This window comes from Pectobacterium atrosepticum, assembly GCA_019056595.1.
Lineage (GTDB): Bacteria > Pseudomonadota > Gammaproteobacteria > Enterobacterales > Enterobacteriaceae > Pectobacterium > Pectobacterium atrosepticum.
This window is the reverse complement of sequence record CP036163.1, coordinates 2,305,545-2,330,595: the sequence shown is the minus strand read 5'-3', so window position 1 is coordinate 2,330,595 and position 25,051 is coordinate 2,305,545. Positions and strand designations below refer to the sequence as shown.

Below are 25,051 nucleotides of genomic sequence, written 5' to 3'. Positions count from 1 at the left end.
CCGTTACGTCAGGAGGTGGAGAATGTTTGAAAGTATGACCTACCATATTGCCCTTACGCCCGTGCAGTTCCTGTTGCCCTCGGAAAATGTTGATATGTCGAACGTGGAATGTCTGATGGAGGACATTTGTCGCTGTGGTTGCTGGACGACGCCTGTGCCGATAGAAAAAGAAACGGGGATTATCATGGATGGCAACCATCGGTTACGTGCGGCCACCGAGCTGGGATTAAAGCATATTCCTTGTGCGCTGCTTGATTATGACGATCCCCGCGTGTCCGTTTACCACTGGAGGACTGGGCAGCCTTTTTGCAAGAATCTGATCATGCAGACGATTGTGACGGAAAAGAGCCTGTTTCCCTACAAAACGACGCGTCACCTTTTCCTGCCCGCACTGCCGTCGGTGAGTGTTGTGCTTGATGAACTCATGCGCTAATCACCTCTTGCGTTAAGCGCTTCACGCTGTCGCCCTGAATCCGGGCGGCAATACCCTCCCGCCTCTCTTTTCTCCTACTTTTGCCGCCACGGTGCCTTTTTATTGGCGGCAGCGTTACTATAATCTTCGTAAACGACAATCTTCGCTAACCACAACCTGCATAAATCGCCGATGATTTTATGACTGACAGCACAGGAAATGATTGATTACACGAATTTTAATATGCTTTGTAACAATTTTGCCTAGAATGTATACCAGAAACGACTGTCAGTAATTCGTGTGTTTCTGAACAATAGCAGCGTCGGCGCTATTACGCCTTTGGAGAAAGAGAATGCAAGAAAACTATAAAATTCTGGTTGTAGATGACGACATGCGTTTGCGTGCGCTGTTAGAACGTTATTTGACCGAACAGGGTTTTCAGGTACGTAGCGTAGCCAATGCTGAACAGATGGATCGTTTACTGACCCGTGAATCCTTTCACCTCATGGTACTGGACCTCATGCTGCCGGGCGAAGATGGGCTGTCCATCTGCCGTCGTTTGCGCAGCCAGAGCAACCCGATGCCGATCATTATGGTGACGGCGAAAGGGGAAGAAGTAGACCGTATCGTCGGGCTGGAAATCGGCGCGGATGATTATATTCCTAAACCTTTCAACCCGCGTGAACTGCTGGCTCGTATCCGTGCAGTGCTGCGTCGTCAGGCGAATGAACTGCCGGGTGCGCCGTCGCAGGAAGAAGCCATTATCGCGTTTGGCAAATTCAAGCTGAATCTGGGCACGCGCGAAATGTTCCGCGATGATGAACCGATGCCGTTAACCAGCGGTGAATTTGCCGTGCTTAAGGCGCTGGTAAGCCACCCGCGTGAACCGCTGTCTCGCGATAAGTTGATGAATCTGGCGCGAGGTCGTGAATACAGTGCGATGGAGCGCTCCATCGACGTACAAATTTCTCGCCTGCGCCGCATGGTGGAAGAGGATCCGGCGCACCCGCGCTATATCCAAACCGTGTGGGGTCTTGGCTACGTATTTGTCCCGGACGGCAGTAAGGCATGATGCAATGGCGCTTTTCTCCGCGCAGCTCATTTGCACGGACGTTGCTGCTGATTGTCACGTTATTGTTTGTCAGTTTGGTCACCACCTATCTGGTGGTGCTCAACTTCGCTATTTTGCCGAGTTTGCAGCAATTCAATAAAGTGCTGGCATACGAAGTAAGAATGCTGATGACGGACAGTCTGCAACTGGAAGATGGCTCCACGCTTGAGGTGCCACCTGCGTTCCGGCGTGAGATTTACCGCGAATTGGGTATATCGCTATACACCAATGCAGCGGCGGAGGAAAGCGGCCTACGTTGGGCGCAGCACTACAAGTTTCTGAGTGACCAGATGGCGCAACAGCTGGGCGGCCCAACGGATGTGCGGGTTGAAGTCAGCAAAAATACGCCGGTGGTGTGGCTGAAAACCTGGTTGTCACCCGATATCTGGGTGCGCGTTCCTCTCACTGAAATTCATCAGGGCGATTTCTCGCCGCTCTTCCGTTATACGCTAGCGATTATGTTGCTGGTGATCGGCGGTGCTTGGCTATTTATTCGGGTGCAAAACCGGCCGTTGGTTGAGCTGGAGCATGCGGCTTTGCAGGTCGGTAAGGGCATTATTCCGCCGCCGCTGCGGGAATATGGCGCTTCTGAAGTCCGTTCCGTGACTCGCGCCTTTAACCAGATGGCCTCTGGCGTGAAACTGCTGGCCGATGACCGTACGCTGCTGATGGCGGGCGTGAGTCATGACCTGCGTACGCCGCTGACGCGTATTCGTCTGGCGACCGAAATGATGGGCAAGGAAGATGACTATCTTGCGGAGTCGATCAATAAGGACATTGAAGAGTGTAATGCGATTATTGAGCAGTTCCTCGACTACCTGCGTACCGGTCAGGAAATGCAGACGGAAGTGGCTGACCTCAACGCGATTATGGGTGAAGTAGTGGCGTCGGAGAGCGGCTATGAGCGTCAGATTGACAGTGAGTTTGCTACCGGTGAACTGCTGGTGCGCATCAGCTCACTTTCGATAAAACGTGCGGCGCTAAATCTGGTTGTCAATGCGACGCGTTACGGTAACGGCTGGATCAAAGTCAGTACCGGACGTGAGCTACAGCGCATCTGGTTCCAGGTAGAAGATGACGGGGAAGGCATCGCAGCCGATCAATTACAGCACTTGTTCCAGCCATTTGTTCGCGGCGACAGCGCACGAACCACCAGCGGAACAGGGCTGGGTTTGGCGATTGTGCAGCGTATTATCGATGCACATAATGGTGTGTTGGATGTCGGTACGAGCGAACGCGGTGGGCTCTGTGTCCGCGCGTATTTGCCGCTGCTATCGGAAGCCTCGGTAGCGGATAACGGTGCCGTAAAAGAGTCATAAGCCTTCTCGCCAGTGCCGGTACTAAATCTGTTCCGGTATTAATAAAGAAGGTGCGGGTTCAGATCGTTGACAACTTATTTGCTGAATGAAAACGGGAGTAACGGAATAGAAGAGTAAAGCGTTTGCGCCAGGGATGGCGCAAGCCGAGCGCACAGGGATGTGTTTACAGCGTCTTTACGATCTATCCGTTACTACCGCTCGACAACCCTTGTAGCAATACGAAAAAGGCGCGGAATCCGCGCCTTTTTTACATACATTTGCTGGCGAGCGGTTTACCGCTTCGGTCCTGCTTTCACCAGCGCGGCACCTGCTGGTGCATCGGTGTATTTATCGAAGTTGGTGATAAAGCGTTGGGCCAGATCGTCCGCTTTTTCCTGCCACTGTTCGATGCTCGCGTAGGTATCACGTGGATCGAGAATGTCAGGATTGACGCCGGGCAGCGAGGTCGGGATCGCCAAATCGAAGACCGGCAGTGTCTGCATTTCTGCATCATCAATGCTGCCATTCAGAATGGCGTCAATAATCCCTCGCGTATCCTTGATTGAGATACGTTTGCCGCTGCCGTTCCAGCCGGTATTCACCAGATAGGCCTGCGCGCCTGATGCTTTCATTCGTTTCACCAGCACTTCAGCGTACTGCGTTGGGTGCAGCATTAGGAATGCCGCGCCAAAGCAGGCGGAGAAGGTTGGTGTCGGCTCCGTCACGCCGCGCTCAGTTCCCGCCAGTTTGGCGGTAAAGCCGGACAGGAAGTGATACTGCGTCTGATCGGATGTCAGGCGAGAAACAGGTGGCAACACGCCGAACGCGTCCGCCGTCAGGAAGATCACTTTGGTCGCGTGACCTGCTTTGGAGACCGGTTTAACAATATTGTGGATATGGTAGATCGGGTAAGAGACGCGGGTATTCTCCGTTTTGGAACCGTCGTTGAAGTCCACTGCGCCGTCTGCCAGCACGGTGACGTTTTCCAGCAGCGCATCGCGTTTGATGGCACCGAAGATATCCGGCTCTGCTTCTTTGGACAGCTTGATGGTTTTGGCGTAGCAGCCGCCTTCAAAGTTGAAGACGCCATCGTCGTCCCAGCCGTGTTCGTCATCGCCAATCAATTGGCGTTTCGGATCGGTAGAGAGCGTGGTTTTACCCGTACCGGACAGGCCGAAGAAGACCGCCACATCGCCTTTTTCGCCGACGTTTGCCGAGCAGTGCATCGAGGCGATGCCTTTTAACGGCAGCAGGTAGTTCATGATGGAGAACATCCCTTTCTTCATTTCGCCACCGTACCAGGTGCCGCCAATCAGCTGGATGCGTTCCGTCAGGTTGAACGCGACAAAGTTCTCAGAGTTTAGCCCCTGTTCCTGCCAGTTCGGATTAGTGCATTTTGCACCGTTCATCACGATGAAATCCGGTTCAAAACCTTCCAGTTCTTCATCGCTCGGACGGATAAACATGTTTTTGACGAAATGCGCCTGCCAGGCTACTTCCGTCACGAAACGCACGCTGAGGCGGCTGTCTGGATTGGCGCCACAGAAAGCATCGATGATGAACAACCGCTTGCCGGACAGTTGCGTGGTGACGAGTTCTTTCAGGTGCGTCCAGGTTTCCTGACTCAATGGGTGGTTATCATTCTTACCTTTGCCTTGATCGGACCACCACACGGTGTCGCGGGTAACGTCATCGCGCACGATGTATTTGTCTTTCGGGGAACGGCCGGTAAAGATGCCAGTATCGACGGCTACTGCACCCAGTTGGGTTTCGATGCCGCGTTCATAGCCTTGTAGGGTAGGGGAACGTTCTTCTTTAAAAAGCAGTTCATAGCTGGGATTGTAGACAATATCGCGGACATCATGGATTCCATAAGCAGCTAGGGCTTGCGGGGTAATACCGTTGATCTGCATGTTGCTACTCCTCAAGTTATAGTCGTACTACTAAACATTGTAGGGAGTGAGCTTATTTTAACCGCGATAGCAATCATAAAATTAAATAAATTCATTAATAACTTTGCTTATTCATGGTGTTTGAAAAATAACCACGGTGGTTTGCAGGCGGGAGAATAAGCAAAATAAAACGGGTACATCCGTACCCGTTAAAAAGATTAATGCAACAGGTTTCCTGATGAATCGTGCCGAATCGCACGGATGTCCAGTGAGTTAAACAGGTAGTGTGTGCCACAATAATCACAGTGCATATCGATTTCACCGTCCTGCTCGATCATCTCATTGATTTCCTGATCGGACAGCGTCATTAATGCATTAGCGCAGCGATCGCGCGAACAGTGACACTGGAACTCGACATCCTGCGGCTCATACACGGTTACCTCTTCCTGATGGTAAAGGCGGTACAGCACCTCGTTGGCTGGCAGGGTAAACAACTCCTCAGCTTTGACCGTCGCGGTGAGCTGGGCCAGATGATCAAAATCGTTACGCTCGGCATCCTGCGCAGGCAGTACCTGTAGCAGCATGCCAGCGGCGACCGGATTGCCTTCGTGCTGTCCGGTACGGATAAACAGCCGCGTAGGCAACTGTTCGGATTGCTGGAAATAGCTTTCCAGACATTCAGCAACGGTTTCACCTTCTAAGCCAACGACGCCTTGATAACGTTCGCCGTCGGTCGGCGTAATCGTAATGACCAGATAGCCATTGCCGACCATTTCTTTCAGCGAACTCCCCGGTGCGATATCGCCTTGCAGACGGGCAACGCCGCGCATCTGCTGCAGGTGGTTGCCGTTGATGACTGCCAGCTTCAGCGGGCCATCACCCTGAAGTTGAACGGTAATATCGCCGCTGAATTTCAGCGTTGCCGTCAGTAGACTGGTGGCAACCAGCATTTCGCCCAGCAGTGTTTGTACCGCAGCCGGATAGTCGTGGTTGGTCAAAATACGTTGATACGTTTCGTTAACTGTCACCAATTCGCCACGGACGGCATAATTTTCAAACAGATAACGATGTAGTTGGTCGTGAGCCATAATATTTTCTCGTTGTAGTGCGCAATGAGTGGTGCGGCGATGAGTTGTGCAGCGATCGCCGGAGCTTCTCTTAAGCGCAGCGCGTTAGTCTTGATCGCTGTATTTAAATTTAATCAGATCGCGTCGCTCTTTTTTATCTGGGCGGCGATCGGGGTGTGGCATCGTCAGCGCATTCATTTTCCGCGCCTGCGCCACCTTTTCTCGTTTCTCAATGCTTGCAGCCGTTTCCTGATACAGCGCCTGCGCCTCTGTCGCACTTCTACGCTGGCCGCTGACAGCCACAATGATCACCGTGCGTTCGTCATTTCCCTGACGCAGTTTAATCTCGGCATTCAGTTCGACCTGTTTGCTCGGTTTACCGCGTTGCCCGTTATAGTGCACTTTGCCGCCGTCGATCATCTCGCGGGCCATCGCTCGGGTTTTATAGAAACGGGCGGCCCAGAGCCATTTGTCCAGACGAACGGCGTCGTCAGCCTGCTCGGTAACTTTCGCCATAAATCCCCCTGATTACCCTATGCCAATCGTTTAAGGATCGCGTTACTGGGGGCGACCACGGCGCGAGGCATCCCTGCGGGAATCTCATCACCGTGTTTCCCCCTCAGGCCACCTGCATTACCCTACGTTAACGGAGTGACGCAGGGCTGGTAGCAATGCAAGATAGTCGTTCATTGACGGATGTTGCAGGAATGCCTTTTCCTGTTGGCCGGAATCTGGATTACGCACGCCCAGACAGTAATGGATACCGAACGTTTTCGCAGCATCCAGAATTGGCTCGCTGTCATCCACGAAGAGCGTTCTGGCGGGGTTGAAGCCTGTTTGCTGCTGTACCGCCTGCCACAGACGCTGATTCTCTTTCGGATACCCATAAGTATGGGTGGAAAGCAATAAATCAAGGTGCTGATCCAGCCCCGTGTGCTCGATTTTCACCGCCAGACTGTGTGGATGGGCATTGGTTAGCAGAATTGTCTCCTTGCCGTACTCGCGCAGCGCCGCTAAAAACGGCGTAGTGTCATCGCGCAATCGGGCTCGCGTGCCGATATCTGTCGTCATTTGATAGATATCCAGATCGAGACGTTCTGACCAGTAATCGAAGCAATACCAATTTAGCGTGTGTTGAACGGCCTTATACTCATGCTTGATAAGCTGATGTGCCTGCTCAAGGCTAATATGGCGTTTTTCACTGAGCGACTGCGGCACCAGTTGAAGCCAGAAATAGCTGTCAAACGCCAGATCGAGCAGCGTGCCATCCATATCCAGTATCACGGTATCGATGTCGTGCCAGTTAACGTGGGGATTCATAACGACTCCAGATGTCGCGTCGTGCCATAGAGGGTGATGAAGCAGGAGACGCGTAATGCAATAGTGGCAATAGTGACGAGAAACCGATTCAGCTAGGTTAGCATAACCGCAGAGAGGGCACGATGCCGTTAGCGGGGAAGCAGAGGGCGATTATCCGGGAGCGAATTCGTCATCATGTTGAAACGTGAGGCGTAATAACGCTGAATGTCGGTAACCCGTTTCTGGCTTTTACGCATTTTAATGCCAGTCAGAACCGCATTAATGATAAACGTCGCGGAAAAGAGCAGCAGCAGCAGGCAACTGCCGAGGTAGCGCCAGACGGTAATGACATCGGGTTCGCTGTGCAGGCTGATGTGCTGCGTTCCGTTAGCATCGGTATTGAGCTGAGTGATGACGCCCGCAGCATTAAACGGCGTATGCAACAGCATGGCTGAAAGCCGCTGGAGCTCCTGCCACTGATCCGATGGACGATATTCATTGAGCGGTATCGGCGGGAGCGGATGGTTAACGAACTGCCGACCTTCGTCGCTGCGAATCAGGAACCCGCCGGGCGGTGGGCTGTTCAGTGACTCTGCCGCGTTATTGATTTCCTGATAGAAGAATTGATCGGTGGAACTGTTGACCAATGACTCCAGCGTTTCTGCGCTGACGGCAGGCAGCACGACATTCATGCCTTTTAGTTTGCCGGAATCGGCATCTTTTACCAGCGTACTCCAGTTTTTGACGTCGCTCAGATTCACCAGCGCATTTTTTAGGCGGGAGCAATCGTTTTCCTGTTTACACAAATCTTGCGTTCTCAGAACGACTTCAGCGAAGTTCTTCATCAAAATCAGCCCTGATTTCTGGATCGTGGACGCTAATTGAGAATTGACCTGACCTTCTTTGTCCGCCTGCGGATGGAGCTGACTGTTGACTGATTTAAGCAAAGCGGAGGCTTTTTCAATGGTCTCAGATTCCGGTAATGGCAACGGCGCGGCTTTGTTCCAGTAAATGGCGGAGCAGTCAAAAGGGCTGAACGCATAGGACGACGGTGCTGAGACGGGATGAATCCCTGCGGGCACATAGCACATACCACTACTGCGAACCGCTAGCGTGTCACCAATGCGGAGCTGGGCTTTTTCCAGATCGCTGACCTGCGTCACCTCAATTCGCTGTGCGCCTTGAAGCCAGGCTAAGCTGAGTTTTAACGGCAGTTCAAGCTGCACGTTAGTGACTAACAAAATCAGGCTGAGCAGCGAACCCGCGGCCAGAAGCAGATTCCTGCCCCAGCGCTGTAGCGGGAAATTTTTCACTTCATCATGCAGTGAAAGGTGTTCTCCCTGACGGATCACCTGACGGTTGAGATAGATATCTACGTCCGTTTTTAGCCCCAGATCCTGCGTGATATAGGGTTGCCAGTGGGGCGGGTAAATCAGATCGATGTTGCCGAGCGAGATATTGCCGAGCGGCCCCTGATTGGATTCGCCAAACAGCCCCAAACCTTGCGGCGTGCCGTGGAGGCAATGTACATCCCGTAGTTCCTGGGCCGATGGTGACCGGAAAAGCTGCCACAGACTCCAGCCTGCTAACAATGATGCGGTGCCGATCAGCCAGGGGAGCAGGGCGATAGGGCTATTCAGGCTGATGAACAGGAGCAGAAAAGACAGACAGAGCACGGCCGTTTCTTTCAACCCTCTGGAGTGGTGCATGGCGTGCTCTTCACGCGTTTCTTTGCGAATGGTGACCAGTTCCGCATGTTCACTGCCTTCCTGATGGATAGAGGCATTTGGCACGGGGATTTCAGCTGGCAACGGAGCCAGCGGGCGATCGTCAATGCATTCGGTTAGCGAGTGTCCGTTCAGCGAAATAACCAGCGGGATCGAGCGTGTCTTAATCAGTTCGACGGTGTTGTTTTCGGTAATGAACTGTTCCCAACTAGGGGGTAGATGGATTTCTTGTGTATCAATATAGTAGCGCCACTTATTCTGAACATCGGTGCTCAGGCCGTAACGTGTAATCGTATGGGTGATGGGATAAACCCGATTACTCTGCAGGGAACGCGGCAGCTTTGGTTGTGTATTGGGGGTATCAAGCGGCGTGGTTTGCTGACTGTTTTCCTGAGCCAGATAACGTTCAACGGCGATCCGTTCATCTTCAGTTAACCGACGGGGAAGCGATTGCGAAACGGGTAATGGGGGAGCGGACAGGAAACGGCGTCGCATACGGTAGCCGACAAGACCTCCGATAACGATCAGACAGGCAAGCAATATCGCCAATAGGGTAAATATTGTGCTCATGTCATCTCCATTCCAAAACGCGATGCTCCTTGTTCTCGCCGGAGTTTAACAAAATTATACAATTGATGATAACCCGTATGGCATTGTTTTCTTAGATTAATAACGTAATTGTGAATAGAATTAATCGCATAAGGCGACGATAGTAACAAGCAAAAAATGTCTATTGAATGAGGATAATCCTATTTTTTTTAAGTTATTGACTTTTGGCGGCGGTTTCTCGCACAGGATGTATCTTGCATGTTGCTCACACGTAAATTCATCGTCACGATAGTTGCAGCGAAGGTGACTGTTAACGCACAATGTGAACAGAATCAAAAAAGAATATTTACGATCTCTTCTTATTCAACAGCATGCCGTATTCAGGTTACGGTAAAATTAATCTTTCATGCGCGTTGGACTAAGATGCCGTTCTGGTCGTAACTCTCTGGGGGCATCAATGAGTCATAACCTGCAAAAACCTAAAATCCTCAAGGTGGAAACGATAGCGCGCTCGCGCTTGTTTAACGTGGAATCCGTCGATCTTGAATTTAGCAATGGGGTACGCCGGGTTTATGAGCGGATGCGTTCAAGCGGTCGGCAGGCGGTGATGATCGTCCCGATCATTGATGATGAACTGTTGTTGATCCGCGAATACGCCGTCGGCATTGAAGAGTACGAACTGGGGTTTCCCAAAGGACTGATCGACCCCGGTGAAACGGTCTTTGAAGCCGCTAACCGCGAACTGATGGAAGAGGTCGGTTTTGGCGCGGAAAAGCTGGAATTGCTAACGACGTTAACCATGGCGCCTTCCTATTTTTCCAGCCAGATGAATATTGTTGTAGCGCGCGGGCTGTACCCGCAGAGCCTAGAAGGTGATGAGCCGGAGCCCCTGCCGCAAGTCCGCTGGCCAGTAGATAACATGATGTCGCTGCTGCAAGAGCCTGATTTCCGTGAAGCACGTAATGTCAGTGCGCTGTTTCTGGTTCACGACTGGCTGCGTCGCACACCCCGCTAATTTCTAGTTCATCGGAATAGTCAAAAGAAGAAGGCGCCGTTTTGGCGCCTTCTTTGTAATACGTGATGTCATCGCACGCTAGCTAAAATAGCTCTTCGCTTTGTCCGTTATCCATCAGCGTGGTGCCGACTTCATGCACTTCATATTCTTTCGGCTGGGTACCGTCAATGAAGTATTCGGAACGGCTGTTCCCGCCACCGTTGGACAGCTTGCCGCTGCTACGGTCAATGACCACGCTGACGACGCCGGGTGGCGGCGTTAGCGGCTGCTCTGGCACGCCATCCAGCGCGGCTTTCATGAAATCATCCCACGCTGGCTGCGCCGATTTCGCACCGCCTTCATAACCGGAGATCTGATCTTTGATGGCGCCAGATGCACTGCTAGCACCGAGATCGCGGCGGTGATCGTCGAAGCCGATCCAGACTGAAGTCACCAGATTCGGGCCATAGCCAGAGAACCAAGCGTCTTTAGAACTGTTTGTTGTACCGGTTTTACCGCCGATGTCACGACGTTTCAAATCACGACCCGCACGCCAGCCTGTTCCCATCCAACCTGGTTCACCAAAGACGTTACTGTTCAGTGCATCTTTAATCAGGAAAGACAGCGGCGTGTTGATCACGTGCGGTGCATAAGGCTGTGCTGCGCTTTGCTGTGCGGCCTCTGGTGTAACAGGCTCCAGCTCTGGCTGCGGCAGGCCTAGTGGCGGTGCTTCGTTTGACGTGGCAACATCTTCAACGTTAGTGGTTGCTAACACTGGTGAGCGTGGCGTATCACCGTAGACCAGCGGTAGATTACAGGTATCGCAGACCACTTTTGGTGTCGCGGTAAAGACCGTACCACTTACTTCGTTCTCTATCTTGCTAATCAGATAGGGATCGACCAGATAGCCGCCGTTTGCCATGACGGCATAACCACGTACGACCTGTAGCGGCGTAAACGAGGCGGCACCCAGCGCCAGCGATTCGGTATGAACGATATTCTGCGCCGGGAAACCGAAGCGTTGCAGGTACTCCGCCGCATAATCGACGCCCATCGCACGCATGGCACGTACCATCACCACGTTTTTGGATTGACCCAGTCCCTGACGCAAACGGATCGGACCGTCATAGGTTGCTGGGGAGTTTTTCGGCCGCCAATCAGATCCTGCACCGGCATCCCAACGGGTGATCGGTACGTCGTTCAGAATCGTTGCCAGTGTTAAGCCTTTGTCCATCGCCGCGGTGTACAGGAAAGGTTTGATGTTGGAACCAATCTGACGCAGTGCCTGTGTCGCGCGGTTGAATTTGCTTTGGTTAAAGTCAAAGCCGCCAACCAGTGCCTCTATTGCACCATTTTTCGGATTGAGCGAGACAATGGCCGAGTTGACGTCCGGCACCTGTGCCAGCCACCAGTCATCGTTCACTTTGCGTACCCAAACCTGTTGGCCTGCTTGTACAACGTCCGTTACGCGCTTCGGCATTGGCCCTTGTTGCGTATCAGAACGGTATGCGCGCGCCCAGCGCATGCCCGCCATCGGCAGGGCAATGTTGCTGCCATCAGACAGGATCGCAATCGCGTTGTCTGCCGTTGTGCTGGTGACGATGGCCGGATAAAGCGGACCGTAGACTGGCAGCGCTTTCAGGGCAGCCATCATCTTCGCCTGATCCCATACACCTTCGCCCACTTTCCACAGCACTTTGCTCGGGCCGCGATAACCGTGGCGCATGTCATAGGCGAGAATGTTATTACGCAATGCATCCTGCGCGGCGGTTTGCAATTTTTTGGTGACAGTCGTGTGGACCTTATAACCGTCGTTATAAGCATCTTCGCCGTAGCGTTTGACCATCTCCTGCCGTGCCATTTCTGCGACATACGGCGCGGAGAACGAAATTTCAGGGGCGTGGTAATTCGCGACCAGCTTTTCGTTACGTGCCGCATCGTATTGCGACTGCGTGATGTAGTTTTCATCCTTCATACGCGCAAGTACTACGTTGCGGCGGGCAACGGCACGATCGTAGGAATAGAGCGGGTTGAACGTCGAGGGAGCTTTTGGCAGACCAGCGATCATCGCCATTTCGCTCAGCGTTAACTGGTCAACAGGGCGGCCAAAGTAAACCTGTGCCGCCGCGCCAACACCATAGGCGCGATAGCCGAGGTAAATCTTGTTCAGATAAAGCTCAAGGATTTCATCCTTGGTCAGCAACTGCTCAATACGGATAGCTAAAAACACTTCCTTAATCTTACGAGTCAGGGTGCGTTCCGGGCTCAGGAAGAAGTTCCTGGCAAGCTGTTGCGTAATAGTACTCGCCCCTTGAGAGGCGTGACCAGACGTGAGCGCGATAGACGCGGCGCGGATAATCCCGACGGGATCGACACCGTGGTGATCATAGAAACGGCTATCTTCGGTCGCGATAAAGGCATGTACCAACTCAGGTGGAACTTGGTCCAGTTTGAGTGGGATACGGCGTTTTTCACCAAACTGCGCGATCAGCTCGCCATCGGCGCTGTAGACCTGCATAGGCGTTTGCAGCCGAACGTCTTTCAGCGTAGTGACATCGGGCAGTTGGGGTTCGATATAACGGTACAAACCATATATCGAGGCAGCTCCCAGCAGAATGCAAGAGACTGCAAGGATGAATAGATACTTTACGAACTTCACCTGGGATTTTCCATTCAGTAGCGTTTGGACAGTTTATAAACAATCGGGCGCTAGTATAAAGATAACCCAGCACTGTGGATATGTTTATTGGATAAGGAAATCGGGTTGAACATGGCTTATCACATCTGGCGGGTTGGATTAGATATACAAAACGGCTTCATGCGTGCGCTAGCGGTTCAGCGTCGCCGCTATGGCTGGCAGCTTCGTCACTGGTGGCAATGTCCGCTACCAGATGACACGTTGCGCTCGGGTAGTCTACACCATACTGAGGTGCTTTGTGAGGCCTTACGAACATGGCGTCGTTTACTGCCTAGGCACATTTCGCTACGGGTGGGGTTTCCTGCTCAACTGACTTTGCAACAGCATTTATCGATGCCCGACCAACGTTTACAGGAGCCAGAGCGTAGCCTCTATATTGAAACTATAGCGGCTCGTAAGCTGCCGATCGGCAGCGAGTCACTGGCGATAGACTATCGGGAAGACCCGCAGATGCAGGGTTCGTTGCTGGTGACGGCTGCGCGCCGACAGGAGATTGATAATTGGCTGGTATGCCTGAATCACGCGGGATTGCACCCTGATGTTCTTGAGGTTTCAACGTGTGCGCTTCGAGTGATGGCGCAGCGGGCAGGGCTTGAATCTAACCGTCTGTTTCTGCATCGCCTGTTGGATAGCTGGCTGTGGGTATCCCCGCTCAACCACGCTTTCCACTCGGGTGTGATACACCTTGATGAGCTGAATGATGAGGCCGATATCTTATCATTTGTAAGCACTCGCTATCAGCATGATGTCGATAGCATAGCCTATTATTCTAGCGTCTCACCCGATTTACCCTGCCAACTGACTGACGTACTACAGCCGTGGTCGCCGTTAACGGTGTTTAACCACATGCAGCCGCCGCTACCGAGTTTCCCCTCGGCTTTTGCGATCGCGGGTGGGCTGGCATTGCGTCCAGAGGATGTCTGACTATGCTGCTGATTAATCTTTTACCTTGGCGTAAAACTCAGATGCGTCAGTGGGCACATCGTTGGTTAGGGCTGCTGTGGCTCCAGACGGGGTTGATGTTTTGCCTTATCGCAGCGATTTATCTATTTTGGCAGCACAGACAGCAACGTGCGCAGGAAGTACTCAATACGGAGTTGGCTCAGCAGCAGCAACTGACGGCGTTGTATCAGCAAACTCACCGCGTGCGGGAAACACTACGTCGACACCAGGAGCAAGAACGCACCGAGGCAATAATCCTGCATGACAATCGTCGTAACCTCCATTTATTAGAGCAGCTTGCTGGCATGATGCCCACGCGTCTGTGGTTGACGGAAATAGCCGATCGCGGATCGCATCTGCTGCTTTCAGGTGTGAGTGAAAATTACCACGATATCATTACGTTACAGCATACATTATTGCGCCATGCTTCAGTCGAACGTGTACAACTGCTGCATACGTCCCGAGAGCGCGGTGTGAATACCGGGCTGCGCTTTTCCTTTCAGGTCGACTGGCATGGCACTACCGCTTCCTCACTGGGGCAAGATCATGATTAATCAAGCGATTGTGATTGATGTCGTGCTGAGCTGGCCAAGGCTAATTAATAAACCGTTATGGCAGCAGCTCGCTCTTCAATGGGCGTTTGTTGCCACTGCTGGACTGCTATCAGGTTGGTTCCTCATCGGCGAAGTACGGAGAGTCGCTATTGGCATAGAAGCGCAAACCGTTCAGGCACGCCTGGATATACAGGAGGTGCAGAAAAAGCTAGACGCGATGCCGCAGTTGTCGCTGCTACGTGAACAATTAGCGGAGAAAACCACGCAAGACGATCCCTTCCAGCCCGACAGATTGGCACAGCTTATCGTCGAACCTTTATCGCAGGCTGGTGCTTCGCTGCTGTCCTTGCAGCCCGCTCAGCATAACGCAGGTGAACCTCATCAGGACCGTTGGCAGTTGGCATTTAGCGCCGATTACACGGGTGTGTTGCAGGTGCTTAGTGAGTTGACGGGGCTGCCTTATGTACTGCGAATCGCGCAACTGACCGTAAAGCCTGATACCGCTCAAACTGAGCCGTCATCAGAAATACCACGGTTACAGGTTGAACTATCGCTAATCAGGCCTGAGGTGGTGCCATGAGTCACATTACGTTTCGTACCGCTTTGATGCTGCTCTTCGTGACGCATAGCGTGCAGGCAGAAAAGCTCGCAGAACTCGCAGAACGCATAGACCCTTTTCATCCTTTGGCTACTGCGCGTTGTTTGCCTTCGGCGACATTGCCACCGTGGCAGCTAAAAGGCGTGATTGGCTCTGGCGATCGCTGGATTGGTTGGTTAGCGCAGCCAGAGGTCGGGTGGATCAGGCTGGCAAGTGGCGAGACGATCCCGCCAGGAAACTGGTTGGTCAGTCAACTGGATAAATCAGGAGCCAAGCTGGTTCCGACGGCACGTGAGGCAGGTTGTGACGGCCTGCCAGATAAGCTGTTGCTGGCTTCTCCATTTATCAATAAGCCAGCGGAATAGGTGAAACCTGCTGAGCGATACGTATTTTGGAAAACAGTTTTTTGACAACGATTTTTTGACAACAACGAATCTCAATAACAAGGAAGGTTATGAATATTAGGATGTTATGCCGGGTGGTGGCGTGGAGCTGGCTGCTGCTTCTCAGTGTGCCGTATCAGGCCAGTGCGGAGAGTTCGGTATCGATGGCATTTGAGGACTCACCGATATCTCGCGTGTTACAGGCCTTAGCCGATCACCAGCAGCTCAATGTGGTGATCGCACCGGGTGTGACAGGGAATCTAAGCCTGAGACTGGCAGATATTCCCTGGCAGCAAGCGCTGGATATTGTTTTACGTATGGGGAAACTTAGCGTAGAGCGCAACGGTAACGTGCTGCTGGTTTTCCCTGCTGATCATCTTGAGTCTTTGCAGAAGGAACGGGATGAGCGCATAGCGGAGCAGGCGCAGAAATTACCGCTGCATAATCTTTCTGTTGCCTTACAGTACGCTGATGCCACGGAAGTTGCGGCCAGCGTTCAGGCGCAACGTGGGACGCTGCTTTCTACGCGTGGCAGCGTAACCGTGGATAAACGGACGAATACCTTATTGATTCGCGATACGGAAGAGGCTCTGTCACAGCTTGAACCGTGGGCGAAAGAGCTCGATCTGCCGTTAGCGCAGGTACAGCTGGCGGCGCATATTGTCACCATCAGCAGTGAGCACCTGCAGGCATTGGGTGTTAACTGGGGGTTGGGCGAGGGGGACGCGGCGAACAAAGCGCTCAGGCTGAATAATTTTAATGTTGGCTTGCCGGTGGATACGCCAGCGATCAATGCCGGGTTCCATCTGGCGCGGCTGAACGGTCGCTTACTGGATCTGGAATTAATGGCGCTGGAGCAGGAAAGTGAGGTCGAAATTATCGCCAGTCCTCGACTTTTTACCGCACATCAGCAAACCGCCAGCATTAAACAAGGGACGGAAATTCCGTATCAGGTCTCCAGCGGTGCCAGCGGGTCGACGTCTATCGAATTCAAAGAGGCGGTATTAGGCATGGAAGTCACGCCTGATATTCTGCGTGCTGGGCGTATTACGCTGAACCTGAAAATTAGTCAAAACATGCCGGGGCAGACGATTAAGCAAGGTGATAATGGCGAAGCGTTAGCGATCGATAAACAGGAAATCCAAACTCAGGTGACGGTCGCTGATGGAGAAACCATCGTATTAGGCGGCATTTTCCAGCAACAAAAAAAGAATAGCGACAGACAGGTGCCAATATTGAGTGAGATTCCCGTATTTGGTCATCTGTTCAGAAACCATACTCAGCAGCACACGCGACGAGAATTGGTCATTTTCATTACACCGACGCTGATCCCTGCATCATTATGAGCAAACCCAGGCTAGCTCTGATGTTATAGGGTGTTTTTGGCCCACATAGGGGGCAATATTTTGTCACGTTTGGCGCTTATGAGTTTGACGCTGCGGCGGATTTAGCTTACAAGGGTTAGCGAATTGAGCACTGAAGTGTTGTTCCACCGAAAATGTCGATAAAACATACTACATTGGCCACCTGTGGTCGGTGTGACATTTTATTCGGTTGCCAAACTACCCTGAGTCTTGAGATAATTTTTTGTCTGATTCTCGCACTATCGCTCATGAGGTTTCAGTTTAGGTCCCGCCGCTGGGTTGATTGGCGGGGCGGGTTATCATTAACGAATTGTCTTAGTAATACCAAAAAACATGGCAGAGAAACGCAATATCTTTCTGGTTGGGCCTATGGGTGCCGGCAAAAGCACTATTGGCCGTCAATTAGCTCAGCAACTCAATATGGAGTTTTTCGACTCCGATCAAGAAATTGAGCGACGCACTGGGGCTGATGTGGGCTGGGTATTCGATGTGGAAGGCGAAGAAGGCTTCCGCGATCGTGAAGAGAAAGTCATTAATGAATTGACGGAAAAGCAAGGCATCGTACTGGCGACAGGCGGTGGCTCAGTCAAATCACGTGAGACGCGCAATCGTCTTTCAGCGCGCGGCGTTGTCGTTTATTTGGAAACGACAATCGAGAAACAACTGGCCCGCACGCAGCGTGACAAGAAACGTCCGTTACTTCAGGTTGAAACCCCTCCACGTGAAGTATTGGAAGCGTTGGCGAAAGAGCGGAACCCGCTTTATGAAGAAATCGCTGATGTTACCATTCGGACTGACGAGCAAAGTGCCAAGGTCGTTGCTAACCAGATTATCAATATGCTGGAAAGTAACTAAGAGCATACCTTATCCGCATTGAGCGGATCCTGAACGGGTTGTTTAACGAGCATGGAAAGAATTACCGTAACACTTGGGGAACGTAGTTACCCCATTACGATAGCTGCAGGATTATTTGATGATCCGGCTTCTTTTATGCCGTTGAAAGCGGGGGATCAGGCCATGCTGGTGACGAACCAGACGTTGGCCCCTCTGTATCTCGACTGTGTTCGTGGTGTGTTGGAAAACCATGGCGTGCATGTCGATCAGGTTATTTTACCTGATGGCGAGCAGTACAAATCGTTGACCGTCTTGGATCAGGTTTTTACCGCGTTGCTGGCGAAGCCGCATGGTCGTGATACGACGATTGTTGCTTTGGGTGGCGGTGTTATCGGCGACCTAGCCGGTTTTGCCGCAGCCAGTTATCAGCGTGGCGTCCGATTCCTTCAGGTGCCGACAACGCTGTTATCGCAGGTAGATTCTTCCGTCGGCGGTAAAACCGCCGTCAATCACCCGTTGGGTAAAAACATGATCGGGGCGTTCTACCAGCCCGTATCGGTTGTGATCGATCTGGACTGTCTGAAATCTTTACCGGCACGGGAATTGTCATCCGGGCTGGCGGAAGTCATTAAGTACGGCATTATTCTGGATCGCGATTTCTTTCTTTGGCTCGAAGAAAACATTGAGGCAGTGCGTGAGCTACAGCATGACGCGCTGGCTTACTGCATTCGACGCTGCTGTGAAATCAAAGCGGCAGTGGTTGCAGCCGATGAACGTGAAAATGGCATGCGTGCGTTGCTCAATCTGGGCCATACTTACGGGCATGCCATTGAAGCTGAAATGGGCTACGGTAACTGGCTTCATGGCGAAGCGGTTGCGGCAGGTATGGTGATGGCTGCGCATACGGCACGTCGTCTCGGGCAGTTCTCCGATTCGGACGTCGAGCGAGTTAAGTCTCTTCTGGTTCGTGCTGGTCTGCCGGTGAATGGTCCGACGCAAATGACGCCTGAATCCTATCTTCCTCACATGATGCGTGACAAGAAAGTACTCGCGGGTGAGTTACGTCTGGTACTGCCAACGGCAATAGGTCAGTCAGAAGTCCGTGGTGGTGTAGCGCATGACATGGTGTTGGCCTCGATAGCAGATTGTCTTGCCTGATACGTAATGCTAGCCGGTTATGAAACAGAAGTATTAACGACAGACAAGCCCTGATGGGTTATGGTTAATAAAATACAATGCGTTACGATTCAATGATTCGCCTTGGCGACCGCGTGGCGGATTCGAGCTTTTTAGTGGGGAGATGTTAAATGGATGAGTTCAAGCCGGAAGATGAGCTGAAGCCTGATACCAGTGACCGTCGACCTACTCGTCAGCAAAAAAGCAGCAACTTCGCGGTACCTAAAATCGCGCTTTCCAGACAGCACCTGATGATTGGCATCGGGATCGTGGTGCTGGTGCTGTTGATCGTGGGTATCGGATCTGCTTTGCAGGCACCTTCTCAGCCACAAACGTCACAGACGCAGAATCAAGCGGGTGGAGAGCGCAATATCGATCTCTCTTCATCGTCCCCCATGACACAAAGCGCGCAGCCTTCCTCGCTGGGTGAGAGCCCTACGGCGGTTCCTGGCGATGCAAGTCATGGTCAAACATCGGCGCAGACGTCTTCTCAAGCGCCGATGTCGCCTCAAACATTAAGTGCCCCACCGATTTCCGGTACACCAACGGATGCGCAGGTTCAACCGCCGGTGACAGGCCAGCAGCGTATCGAGCTGCCGGGTAATATCACTGATGCGTTGTCGCAACAGCAAGGGCGCGTTAGCGAATTCTCTCAGGGTGCGACAGGAAACTCGACGCTGCCGACGGCACCTGCGACGGTTGCTCCAACGGGGAAAACGCCTGCGACATCGTCCGCTAAAAATACACATAATACGGCGCCTGCACACGCTAGCAACGCTAAGCCTGCTGCAAACAATGCGTCAAAATCGCCAGTAGCAAGCAAGCCCGCAGCTAATGCAAAAGCTGGTCCAGCGACTGCCGGCCAGAACGTTTCCGTACAGAATGCGCCAGCCAGCCACTTTACTTTGCAACTGAGCAGCGCTTCACGCTCGGACACGCTGAAAGCCTACGCGAAACAACATAACCTCGCCCATTCGTGGGTGTATGAAACGAAACGAGACGGAAAATCCTGGTATGTGTTAGTGACCGGAGTCTATGCTTCTTCTGCGGAAGCGAAACAGGCAATTGCTGCGTTGCCCGCAGAAGTACAAGCGAAAAAACCATGGGTTAAGCCGATCCGCCAGGTGAAGCAGGACTTGAATAAGTAACACCAATTTTAGCCCTGATGTGCTGTCTGACACAGAGTACAATCCGCGGCTCTGAAACGTATGAGTAACTAACGACGGCATGAAGAAGAACCGCGCTTTTTTAAAATGGGCTGGTGGTAAATATCCGCTGGTCGAAGAGATTCGTCGCTATTTACCCGCAGGAGACTGTCTTATTGAGCCCTTTGTTGGCGCGGGTTCCGTATTTCTGAATACGGAATACGATCGCTACATACTGGCTGATATTAATAGCGACCTAATTAACCTCTACAATATCGTTAAATCGAATGCAGATGAGTTTGTTACCGATGCCCGTAAACTTTTTACGGATGAGGTAAACACCTCTGAGACGTTCTATCTGCTGCGTGAAGAATTTAACCTTTGTCGCGATGCCTATCGGCGCGCGCTGCTGTTTCTCTATTTGAATCGCCACTGCTATAACGGCCTGTGCCGTTACAACATGCGCGGTGAATTCAATGTTCCTTTCGGGCGCTATAAAAAACCCTATTTTCCTGAAGAAGAAATTCGCTGGTTCGCCTTGAAAGCGCAAAATGCCACTTTCATCTGTGAGCATTATCAGGACACGCTGGAAAAAGCAGAGAAGGGGTCGGTTATTTATTGCGATCCACCTTATGCGCCGCTGTCTGCTACCGCGAATTTTACGGCCTATCACACCAATAATTTCAGCCGTGCCGATCAGCAGAGTTTGGCGCTATTGGCACGTCGTTTGTCGGTGGAAAGCCAGATTCCCGTGCTGATTTCCAATCATGACACGTTGCTGACCCGTGAGTGGTATCAGGAGGCTGTGCTGTATGTTGTTAAAGCGCGCCGAACGATTAGTCGTAATATTTTAGGACGTAGTAAAGTAAGCGAGTTACTCGCCCTATATCGGTAATACCATTTAGTGTACAGGTGGGGTAAACAGAGCGCAGTGAATCGGTTAATGTCGTCAGAGAGGCGTCATTAGCCGGGAATAGGTTACCCGCAGGCATTCAGACTTTACCGTTTGGAGAAATGAATGAAACCGTTTTTAATCGCGCCGTCCATTTTGTCGGCTGATTTTGCCCGTCTTGGTGAAGATACCGCTAACGTGTTGGCTGCCGGGGCTGATGTGGTCCATTTTGATGTCATGGATAACCACTATGTGCCAAATTTGACGATTGGCCCACTGGTCCTGAAATCCCTGCGCGATTACGGCATTACCGCGCCGATTGACGTTCACCTGATGGTGAAACCGGTCGATCGTATCATCCCGGATTTCGCCAACGCGGGTGCCAGTTTCATTACCTTTCATCCCGAAGCCACGGATCATCTCGATCGTTCATTGCAGTTGATTAAAGATCACGGCTGCAAAGCTGGCTTGGTGTTTAACCCAGCGACGCCGCTAAGTTATCTCGATTACGTCATGGATAAGCTGGATATCATTCTGCTGATGTCAGTTAACCCAGGGTTTGGCGGCCAGTCCTTTATTCCCAGCACGCTGGATAAACTGCGTCAGGTTCGTCGCTTGATCGACGACAGCGGTTACGACATTCGACTGGAAGTCGATGGCGGCGTAAAAGTAGAAAATATCGGCGCGATTGCTGAAGCGGGCGCAGATATGTTTGTGGCGGGCTCGGCTATTTTTGGTCATCCAGATTACCGCGCCGTCATTGATCAAATGCGTAGTGAAATTTCAAGGACGACACATGACTGAATTAACCGCAGTTCGCGGATTGGCTTTTGATTTGGACGGGACGCTGGTTCACAGTGCTCCGGGTCTGGCGGCGGCTATCGATCAGGCCTTAGTGGCGCAGTCGTTGCCTGCTGCGGGCGAAGCCCGTGTCGCAACCTGGATTGGTAACGGTGCGGACGTGATGGTTGAACGGGCGTTGCGCTGGGCTGGCGTTGAGCCAACTGCTGCACGCTTGCAGGAAACCCGTGAGCGGTTCGATAGCTATTATGCGCAGACGGTGGATAGCGGCAGCACGTTGTTCCCGCAGGTAAAAGAGACGCTGGCGCAGTTAGCGCAGCAGGGCGTTCCGATGGCGGTGGTGACCAATAAACCCACGCCGTTCGTTGCGCCGTTGCTGGCAGGATTAGGGATCGGCGACTATTTCTCGCTGATCATCGGTGGCGATGACGTTATTGTGAAAAAGCCGCATCCTGCGCCGCTCTATCTGGTACTCGGTAAGCTGGGGCTGCGTGCCAGCGAACTTCTGTTCGTCGGCGATTCCCGCAATGATATTCAGGCGGCACAGGCGGCGAGCTGCCGCAGTGTCGGCATGACGTATGGTTATAACTATGGTGAAGCGATCGAGCTGAGTCAGCCGGATGTCGTTCTGGATCGTTTTGCCGATATTTTGCCCCTGATCGGGCATTCTTCTTCACACAATCAGGAACCCTTAGTATGAGCAAGCCCATTGTATTTAGCGGTGCGCAGCCGTCTGGTGAATTGACCATTGGTAACTACATGGGGGCGTTACGTCAGTGGGTCAACATGCAGGACGATTACGACTGCATCTATTGCATTGTGGATTTGCATGCCATCACGGTACGTCAGGATCCGCAGGCACTGAGAAAAGCGACGCTGGATACGCTGGCGCTGTATCTGGCCTGCGGCATCGATCCGAAAAAGAGCACCATTTTTGTTCAGTCGCACGTGCCTGAGCACAGCCAGCTGAGCTGGATACTGAACTGCTACGCATATTTCGGCGAATTGAGCCGCATGACGCAGTTCAAGGATAAATCCGCGCGTTACGAAGAGAACATCAACGCCGGTCTGTTTAGTTATCCCGTGCTGATGGCGGCGGATATCCTGCTATACCAAACGAATCAGGTGCCGGTGGGTGAAGATCAGAAGCAGCATCTGGAGCTGAGCCGTGACGTCGGTCAGCGCTTCAACAGCCTGTATGGCGATATTTTCAAAATACCAGAGCCGTTCATTCCGAAATCGGGCGCCCGCGTGATGTCGCTGCTGGAACCGACCAAGAAGATGTCCAAGTCTGACGATAACCGCAATAACGTTATCGGGCTGCTGGAAGATCCGAAAGCGGTGGTGAAGAAGATCAAACGCGCGATGACGGATTCCGATGAGCCACCAGTCGTGCGTTATGACCTGGCGAATAAAGCCGGGGTATCCAACCTGTTGGATATTCTGTCCGGCGTGACGGGAAAAACCATCCCTGAACTGGAGCAGGAATTTAACGGCCAGATGTATGGTCACCTGAAAGGCGCGGTGGCGGATGCCGTATCCGGTATGCTGTCTGAGCTGCAAGAGCGTTATCACCGTTACCGTAACGATGAGGCTTTCCTGCAACAGATCATGCGCGAAGGGGCTGACAAAGCGAGTGCTCGCGCACAGGAAACGCTGAAGAAAGTCTACGACGCTATCGGTTTTGTTGGCCGTCCGTAAGCCTTAATTGCCGTCAGGAGGCTCTCTCCTGACGGTTTCCTGCTACTGCTTATCTAATCCCTGCGAATTGGCCTCTTATCCCCGTGGGATAGGTGCAAACACGTCATCTGGAATCGGGTTTTCAAACGGTGTCTGCTGCAACCTTTCCTGGTGGTCGGCTTTTGCCTGTGCAATCAGTTCGGGCGTGGCCAGCAGATCGATAGCCAGTGAGGCCATTGCTTTCGCTGCGTATTCTGTGCCTTTGTGTGCGGCCCCGGTTTTCCCCTGTGCGACCAACTGCCATGAATGCGCTGGCGTGCCGATGGCGTAAGTGGCGCTGCGAATCTGCACGGTTGGCACAACCCAACTGACCGTCCCCACGTCCGTAGAACCGATGAAAGCATCATTCGGGCTATACAGAGGATAAATTCCGTCATGCAGCGTTAAACCCGGCTGCGGTTTAACGCCGAAACGCGCGTAGGATTCGGCAATGTCTTCGGCGCTCAGCGCGGTCTGGAACATCGCTGCCATTTTGCGGTCTTCGTCATCGAACGGTATCGGGCCGAGCGCCAGCAGATGTTCGTGCATACGTGCTTCCAGCGGCGGGTTCGCCAGCAGATTGGCATCACCGCTGATCACTTCGCTGCTGACTTCGGTTTCCGTCATCAGCGCCGCACCTTCGGCAATTTTCTTCACGCGTTTGACCAACTGGTGCAGTTCCGGCAATTGACGTGCCCGTACGAGGTAACGCACGGTGGCGTTGGCCTGCACGACGTTTGGTGCCTGACCGCCGCTGTCGGTAATCGCATAGTGGATGCGGGCAGAGGACGGCATGTGTTCGCGCATGTAGTTCACGCCAACGTTCATCAGTTCCACGGCATCCAGCGCGCTGCGTCCCAGATGTGGGCTGCTGGCTGCATGAGCAGCGCGGCCTTTAAAGTGAAAATTCAGTTCGTTACAGGCCAGCGATACTGGGCTGTTAACACCGGTGAAGGTCGCTGGGTGCCAGCAGAGGGCGATATCAACGTCGTCAAAAACGCCTTCCTTGACCATAAAACCTTTGGACGATCCACCTTCTTCCGCAGGGCAGCCGTAAAAGCGGACGGTTCCAGCCAGTGCGTGCTTTTGCAGATAATCTTTCACTGCCGTAGCTGCCTGTAGCGCTGCGGTACCGAGCAGGTTATGTCCGCAGCCGTGGCCGTTGCCTCCGTTTTCCAGCGGCTTTGGTTCAGCGACATTCGCCTGCTGGCTCAGGCCTGGCAGCGCATCGTATTCACCCAGAATGGCGATAATCGGTAGACCTTCGCCGAATTCACCCAGCAGTGCAGTCGGCATGTCGGCGATGCCTTTCGTCAGGCGGAAGCCTTCTGCTTTCAGGATGGCCTCGTGCTGTGCCGCCGAACGATGCTCTTCATAGTTCAGCTCCGGCGTATCCCAGATGCCGTCGCTCAGCGTACAGAACTGCTGCCGCTTGGCGGCAATCAGATCGCAGATCTCTTCCACGTTCTGTCGATTAACGGCCGGCAGCGTTCCTTCAGTGTGTGTTGCATTCATGCGTGGTGTGCTCGTTTGATTTTTTTGATGGCATTGGCGGGGGGCGTGTCACAGCCAGTCAGCCATGACACGCGATTTAGC

At 52.6% G+C, this 25,051-nt stretch carries 24 protein-coding genes; 17 read left to right on the top strand and 7 right to left on the bottom strand.

Annotation, left to right across the window (positions count from 1 at the left end; genetic code table 11):
• Positions 1-22: 22 nt before the first annotated feature.
• The 3 genes from DCX48_11230 (at position 23) to envZ (ending at position 2,842) form a co-directional block, all read left to right on the top strand.
• The gene (locus tag DCX48_11230) at positions 23-433 is read left to right on the top strand and encodes a transcriptional regulator (GenBank protein ID QXE15033.1); all 411 of its coding nucleotides are present in this window, start codon (positions 23-25) and stop codon (positions 431-433) included.
• Between the two features lie 331 nt (positions 434-764).
• On the top strand, positions 765-1,484 hold the full coding sequence (ompR, locus tag DCX48_11225; GenBank protein ID QXE15032.1) for a two-component system response regulator OmpR: 720 nt from the start codon (positions 765-767) through the stop codon (positions 1,482-1,484).
• A complete protein-coding gene (gene envZ / locus DCX48_11220; protein QXE15031.1) occupies positions 1,481-2,842 on the top strand; it encodes a two-component system sensor histidine kinase EnvZ in 1,362 nt (453 codons plus the stop codon). The genes ompR and envZ overlap by 4 nt, the downstream gene beginning before the upstream one ends.
• 272 nt (positions 2,843-3,114) lie before the next feature.
• Here the strand turns inward: envZ and pckA are convergent, their stop codons facing one another.
• The 5 genes from pckA to DCX48_11195 form a co-directional block, all read right to left on the bottom strand.
• Positions 3,115-4,734, bottom strand: coding sequence for a phosphoenolpyruvate carboxykinase (ATP) (pckA, locus tag DCX48_11215; protein QXE15030.1), 1,620 nt, complete (start codon positions 4,732-4,734; stop codon positions 3,115-3,117).
• Positions 4,735-4,931: 197 nt separating this feature from the next.
• On the bottom strand, positions 4,932-5,801 hold the full coding sequence (gene hslO, locus DCX48_11210; protein QXE15029.1) for an Hsp33 family molecular chaperone HslO: 870 nt from the start codon (positions 5,799-5,801) through the stop codon (positions 4,932-4,934).
• Positions 5,802-5,885: 84 nt separating this feature from the next.
• Positions 5,886-6,296 carry a ribosome-associated heat shock protein Hsp15 gene (hslR, locus tag DCX48_11205; GenBank protein QXE15028.1) on the bottom strand — a complete coding sequence of 137 codons (411 nt, stop codon included), beginning with the start codon at positions 6,294-6,296 and terminating at the stop codon, positions 5,886-5,888.
• Positions 6,297-6,413: 117 nt separating this feature from the next.
• On the bottom strand, positions 6,414-7,100 hold the full coding sequence (locus DCX48_11200) for a GMP/IMP nucleotidase (GenBank protein QXE15027.1): 687 nt from the start codon (positions 7,098-7,100) through the stop codon (positions 6,414-6,416).
• Between the two features lie 128 nt (positions 7,101-7,228).
• Positions 7,229-9,376 carry an intracellular growth attenuator family protein gene (locus DCX48_11195; protein QXE15026.1) on the bottom strand — a complete coding sequence of 716 codons (2,148 nt, stop codon included), beginning with the start codon at positions 9,374-9,376 and terminating at the stop codon, positions 7,229-7,231.
• A 237-nt stretch (positions 9,377-9,613) separates the two neighbouring features.
• On the opposite strand from DCX48_11195, the gene DCX48_11190 reads away from it, so the two are divergent.
• The gene (locus tag DCX48_11190; GenBank protein QXE15025.1) at positions 9,614-9,796 is read left to right on the top strand and encodes a hypothetical protein; all 183 of its coding nucleotides are present in this window, start codon (positions 9,614-9,616) and stop codon (positions 9,794-9,796) included.
• 16 nt (positions 9,797-9,812) lie between these two features.
• Complete coding sequence (gene nudE, locus DCX48_11185; protein ID QXE15024.1) at positions 9,813-10,370, top strand: ADP compounds hydrolase NudE; 558 nt, start codon at positions 9,813-9,815, stop codon at positions 10,368-10,370.
• An 82-nt stretch (positions 10,371-10,452) separates the two neighbouring features.
• On the opposite strand, the gene DCX48_11180 is transcribed toward nudE, so the two are convergent.
• A complete protein-coding gene (locus DCX48_11180) occupies positions 10,453-13,008 on the bottom strand; it encodes a carboxypeptidase/penicillin-binding protein 1A (GenBank protein ID QXE15023.1) in 2,556 nt (851 codons plus the stop codon).
• Between the two features lie 111 nt (positions 13,009-13,119).
• On the opposite strand from DCX48_11180, the gene DCX48_11175 reads away from it, so the two are divergent.
• From DCX48_11175 to trpS, 12 genes are all read left to right on the top strand, one after another.
• Positions 13,120-13,971 (top strand): pilus assembly protein HofM, encoded by an 852-nt coding sequence (locus tag DCX48_11175; GenBank protein QXE15022.1) that lies wholly within the window; start codon positions 13,120-13,122, stop codon positions 13,969-13,971.
• 2 nt (positions 13,972-13,973) lie between these two features.
• On the top strand, positions 13,974-14,543 hold the full coding sequence (locus tag DCX48_11170) for a fimbrial protein (GenBank protein ID QXE15021.1): 570 nt from the start codon (positions 13,974-13,976) through the stop codon (positions 14,541-14,543).
• Positions 14,536-15,123, top strand: coding sequence for a hypothetical protein (locus DCX48_11165; GenBank protein QXE15020.1), 588 nt, complete (start codon positions 14,536-14,538; stop codon positions 15,121-15,123). Before DCX48_11170 ends, DCX48_11165 begins: the two co-directional genes overlap by 8 nt.
• Complete coding sequence (locus tag DCX48_11160; protein QXE15019.1) at positions 15,120-15,506, top strand: DUF2531 family protein; 387 nt, start codon at positions 15,120-15,122, stop codon at positions 15,504-15,506. The genes DCX48_11165 and DCX48_11160 overlap by 4 nt, the downstream gene beginning before the upstream one ends.
• Positions 15,507-15,595: 89 nt before the next feature.
• Positions 15,596-16,870, top strand: a complete 1,275-nt coding sequence (hofQ, locus tag DCX48_11155; GenBank protein ID QXE15018.1) for a DNA uptake porin HofQ — start codon at positions 15,596-15,598, stop codon at positions 16,868-16,870.
• Positions 16,871-17,221: 351 nt separating this feature from the next.
• Positions 17,222-17,743 (top strand): shikimate kinase AroK, encoded by a 522-nt coding sequence (gene aroK, locus DCX48_11150; GenBank protein QXE15017.1) that lies wholly within the window; start codon positions 17,222-17,224, stop codon positions 17,741-17,743.
• A gap of 51 nt (positions 17,744-17,794) precedes the next feature.
• Positions 17,795-18,880, top strand: a complete 1,086-nt coding sequence (locus tag DCX48_11145) for a 3-dehydroquinate synthase (GenBank protein QXE15016.1) — start codon at positions 17,795-17,797, stop codon at positions 18,878-18,880.
• A gap of 149 nt (positions 18,881-19,029) precedes the next feature.
• Complete coding sequence (locus tag DCX48_11140; GenBank protein ID QXE15015.1) at positions 19,030-20,046, top strand: SPOR domain-containing protein; 1,017 nt, start codon at positions 19,030-19,032, stop codon at positions 20,044-20,046.
• A gap of 79 nt (positions 20,047-20,125) precedes the next feature.
• Positions 20,126-20,938 (top strand): adenine-specific DNA-methyltransferase, encoded by an 813-nt coding sequence (locus DCX48_11135; GenBank protein ID QXE15014.1) that lies wholly within the window; start codon positions 20,126-20,128, stop codon positions 20,936-20,938.
• A 123-nt stretch (positions 20,939-21,061) separates the two neighbouring features.
• Positions 21,062-21,739: a ribulose-phosphate 3-epimerase gene (locus DCX48_11130; GenBank protein ID QXE15013.1), complete on the top strand. Its 678-nt coding sequence runs from the start codon at positions 21,062-21,064 to the stop codon at positions 21,737-21,739.
• Positions 21,732-22,436: a phosphoglycolate phosphatase gene (locus DCX48_11125; GenBank protein ID QXE15012.1), complete on the top strand. Its 705-nt coding sequence runs from the start codon at positions 21,732-21,734 to the stop codon at positions 22,434-22,436. The genes DCX48_11130 and DCX48_11125 overlap by 8 nt, the downstream gene beginning before the upstream one ends.
• The gene (gene trpS / locus DCX48_11120; GenBank protein QXE15011.1) at positions 22,433-23,437 is read left to right on the top strand and encodes a tryptophan--tRNA ligase; all 1,005 of its coding nucleotides are present in this window, start codon (positions 22,433-22,435) and stop codon (positions 23,435-23,437) included. Before DCX48_11125 ends, trpS begins: the two co-directional genes overlap by 4 nt.
• Before the next feature lie 75 nt (positions 23,438-23,512).
• Here trpS and DCX48_11115 read toward each other — a convergent pair whose 3' ends face one another.
• A complete protein-coding gene (locus DCX48_11115) occupies positions 23,513-24,970 on the bottom strand; it encodes an amidohydrolase (protein QXE15010.1) in 1,458 nt (485 codons plus the stop codon).
• Positions 24,971-25,051 lie beyond the last annotated feature (81 nt).

Bases quoted from the DNA above. Each gene is read 5' to 3' on its own strand.
- DCX48_11230 (QXE15033.1), top strand. From the start codon at position 23: ATGTTTGAAAGTATGACCTACCATATTGCCCTTACGCCCGTGCAGTTC.
- ompR (QXE15032.1), top strand. From the start codon at position 765: ATGCAAGAAAACTATAAAATTCTGGTTGTAGATGACGACATGCGTTTG.
- envZ (QXE15031.1), top strand. From the start codon at position 1,481: ATGATGCAATGGCGCTTTTCTCCGCGCAGCTCATTTGCACGGACGTTG.
- pckA (QXE15030.1), bottom strand. From the start codon at position 4,734: ATGCAGATCAACGGTATTACCCCGCAAGCCCTAGCTGCTTATGGAATC.
- hslO (QXE15029.1), bottom strand. From the start codon at position 5,801: ATGGCTCACGACCAACTACATCGTTATCTGTTTGAAAATTATGCCGTC.
- hslR (QXE15028.1), bottom strand. From the start codon at position 6,296: ATGGCGAAAGTTACCGAGCAGGCTGACGACGCCGTTCGTCTGGACAAA.
- DCX48_11200 (QXE15027.1), bottom strand. From the start codon at position 7,100: ATGAATCCCCACGTTAACTGGCACGACATCGATACCGTGATACTGGAT.
- DCX48_11195 (QXE15026.1), bottom strand. From the start codon at position 9,376: ATGAGCACAATATTTACCCTATTGGCGATATTGCTTGCCTGTCTGATC.
- DCX48_11190 (QXE15025.1), top strand. From the start codon at position 9,614: ATGTTGCTCACACGTAAATTCATCGTCACGATAGTTGCAGCGAAGGTG.
- nudE (QXE15024.1), top strand. From the start codon at position 9,813: ATGAGTCATAACCTGCAAAAACCTAAAATCCTCAAGGTGGAAACGATA.
- DCX48_11175 (QXE15022.1), top strand. From the start codon at position 13,120: ATGGCTTATCACATCTGGCGGGTTGGATTAGATATACAAAACGGCTTC.
- DCX48_11170 (QXE15021.1), top strand. From the start codon at position 13,974: ATGCTGCTGATTAATCTTTTACCTTGGCGTAAAACTCAGATGCGTCAG.
- DCX48_11165 (QXE15020.1), top strand. From the start codon at position 14,536: ATGATTAATCAAGCGATTGTGATTGATGTCGTGCTGAGCTGGCCAAGG.
- DCX48_11160 (QXE15019.1), top strand. From the start codon at position 15,120: ATGAGTCACATTACGTTTCGTACCGCTTTGATGCTGCTCTTCGTGACG.
- hofQ (QXE15018.1), top strand. From the start codon at position 15,596: ATGAATATTAGGATGTTATGCCGGGTGGTGGCGTGGAGCTGGCTGCTG.
- aroK (QXE15017.1), top strand. From the start codon at position 17,222: ATGGCAGAGAAACGCAATATCTTTCTGGTTGGGCCTATGGGTGCCGGC.
- DCX48_11145 (QXE15016.1), top strand. From the start codon at position 17,795: ATGGAAAGAATTACCGTAACACTTGGGGAACGTAGTTACCCCATTACG.
- DCX48_11140 (QXE15015.1), top strand. From the start codon at position 19,030: ATGGATGAGTTCAAGCCGGAAGATGAGCTGAAGCCTGATACCAGTGAC.
- DCX48_11135 (QXE15014.1), top strand. From the start codon at position 20,126: ATGAAGAAGAACCGCGCTTTTTTAAAATGGGCTGGTGGTAAATATCCG.
- DCX48_11130 (QXE15013.1), top strand. From the start codon at position 21,062: ATGAAACCGTTTTTAATCGCGCCGTCCATTTTGTCGGCTGATTTTGCC.
- DCX48_11125 (QXE15012.1), top strand. From the start codon at position 21,732: ATGACTGAATTAACCGCAGTTCGCGGATTGGCTTTTGATTTGGACGGG.
- trpS (QXE15011.1), top strand. From the start codon at position 22,433: ATGAGCAAGCCCATTGTATTTAGCGGTGCGCAGCCGTCTGGTGAATTG.
- DCX48_11115 (QXE15010.1), bottom strand. From the start codon at position 24,970: ATGAATGCAACACACACTGAAGGAACGCTGCCGGCCGTTAATCGACAG.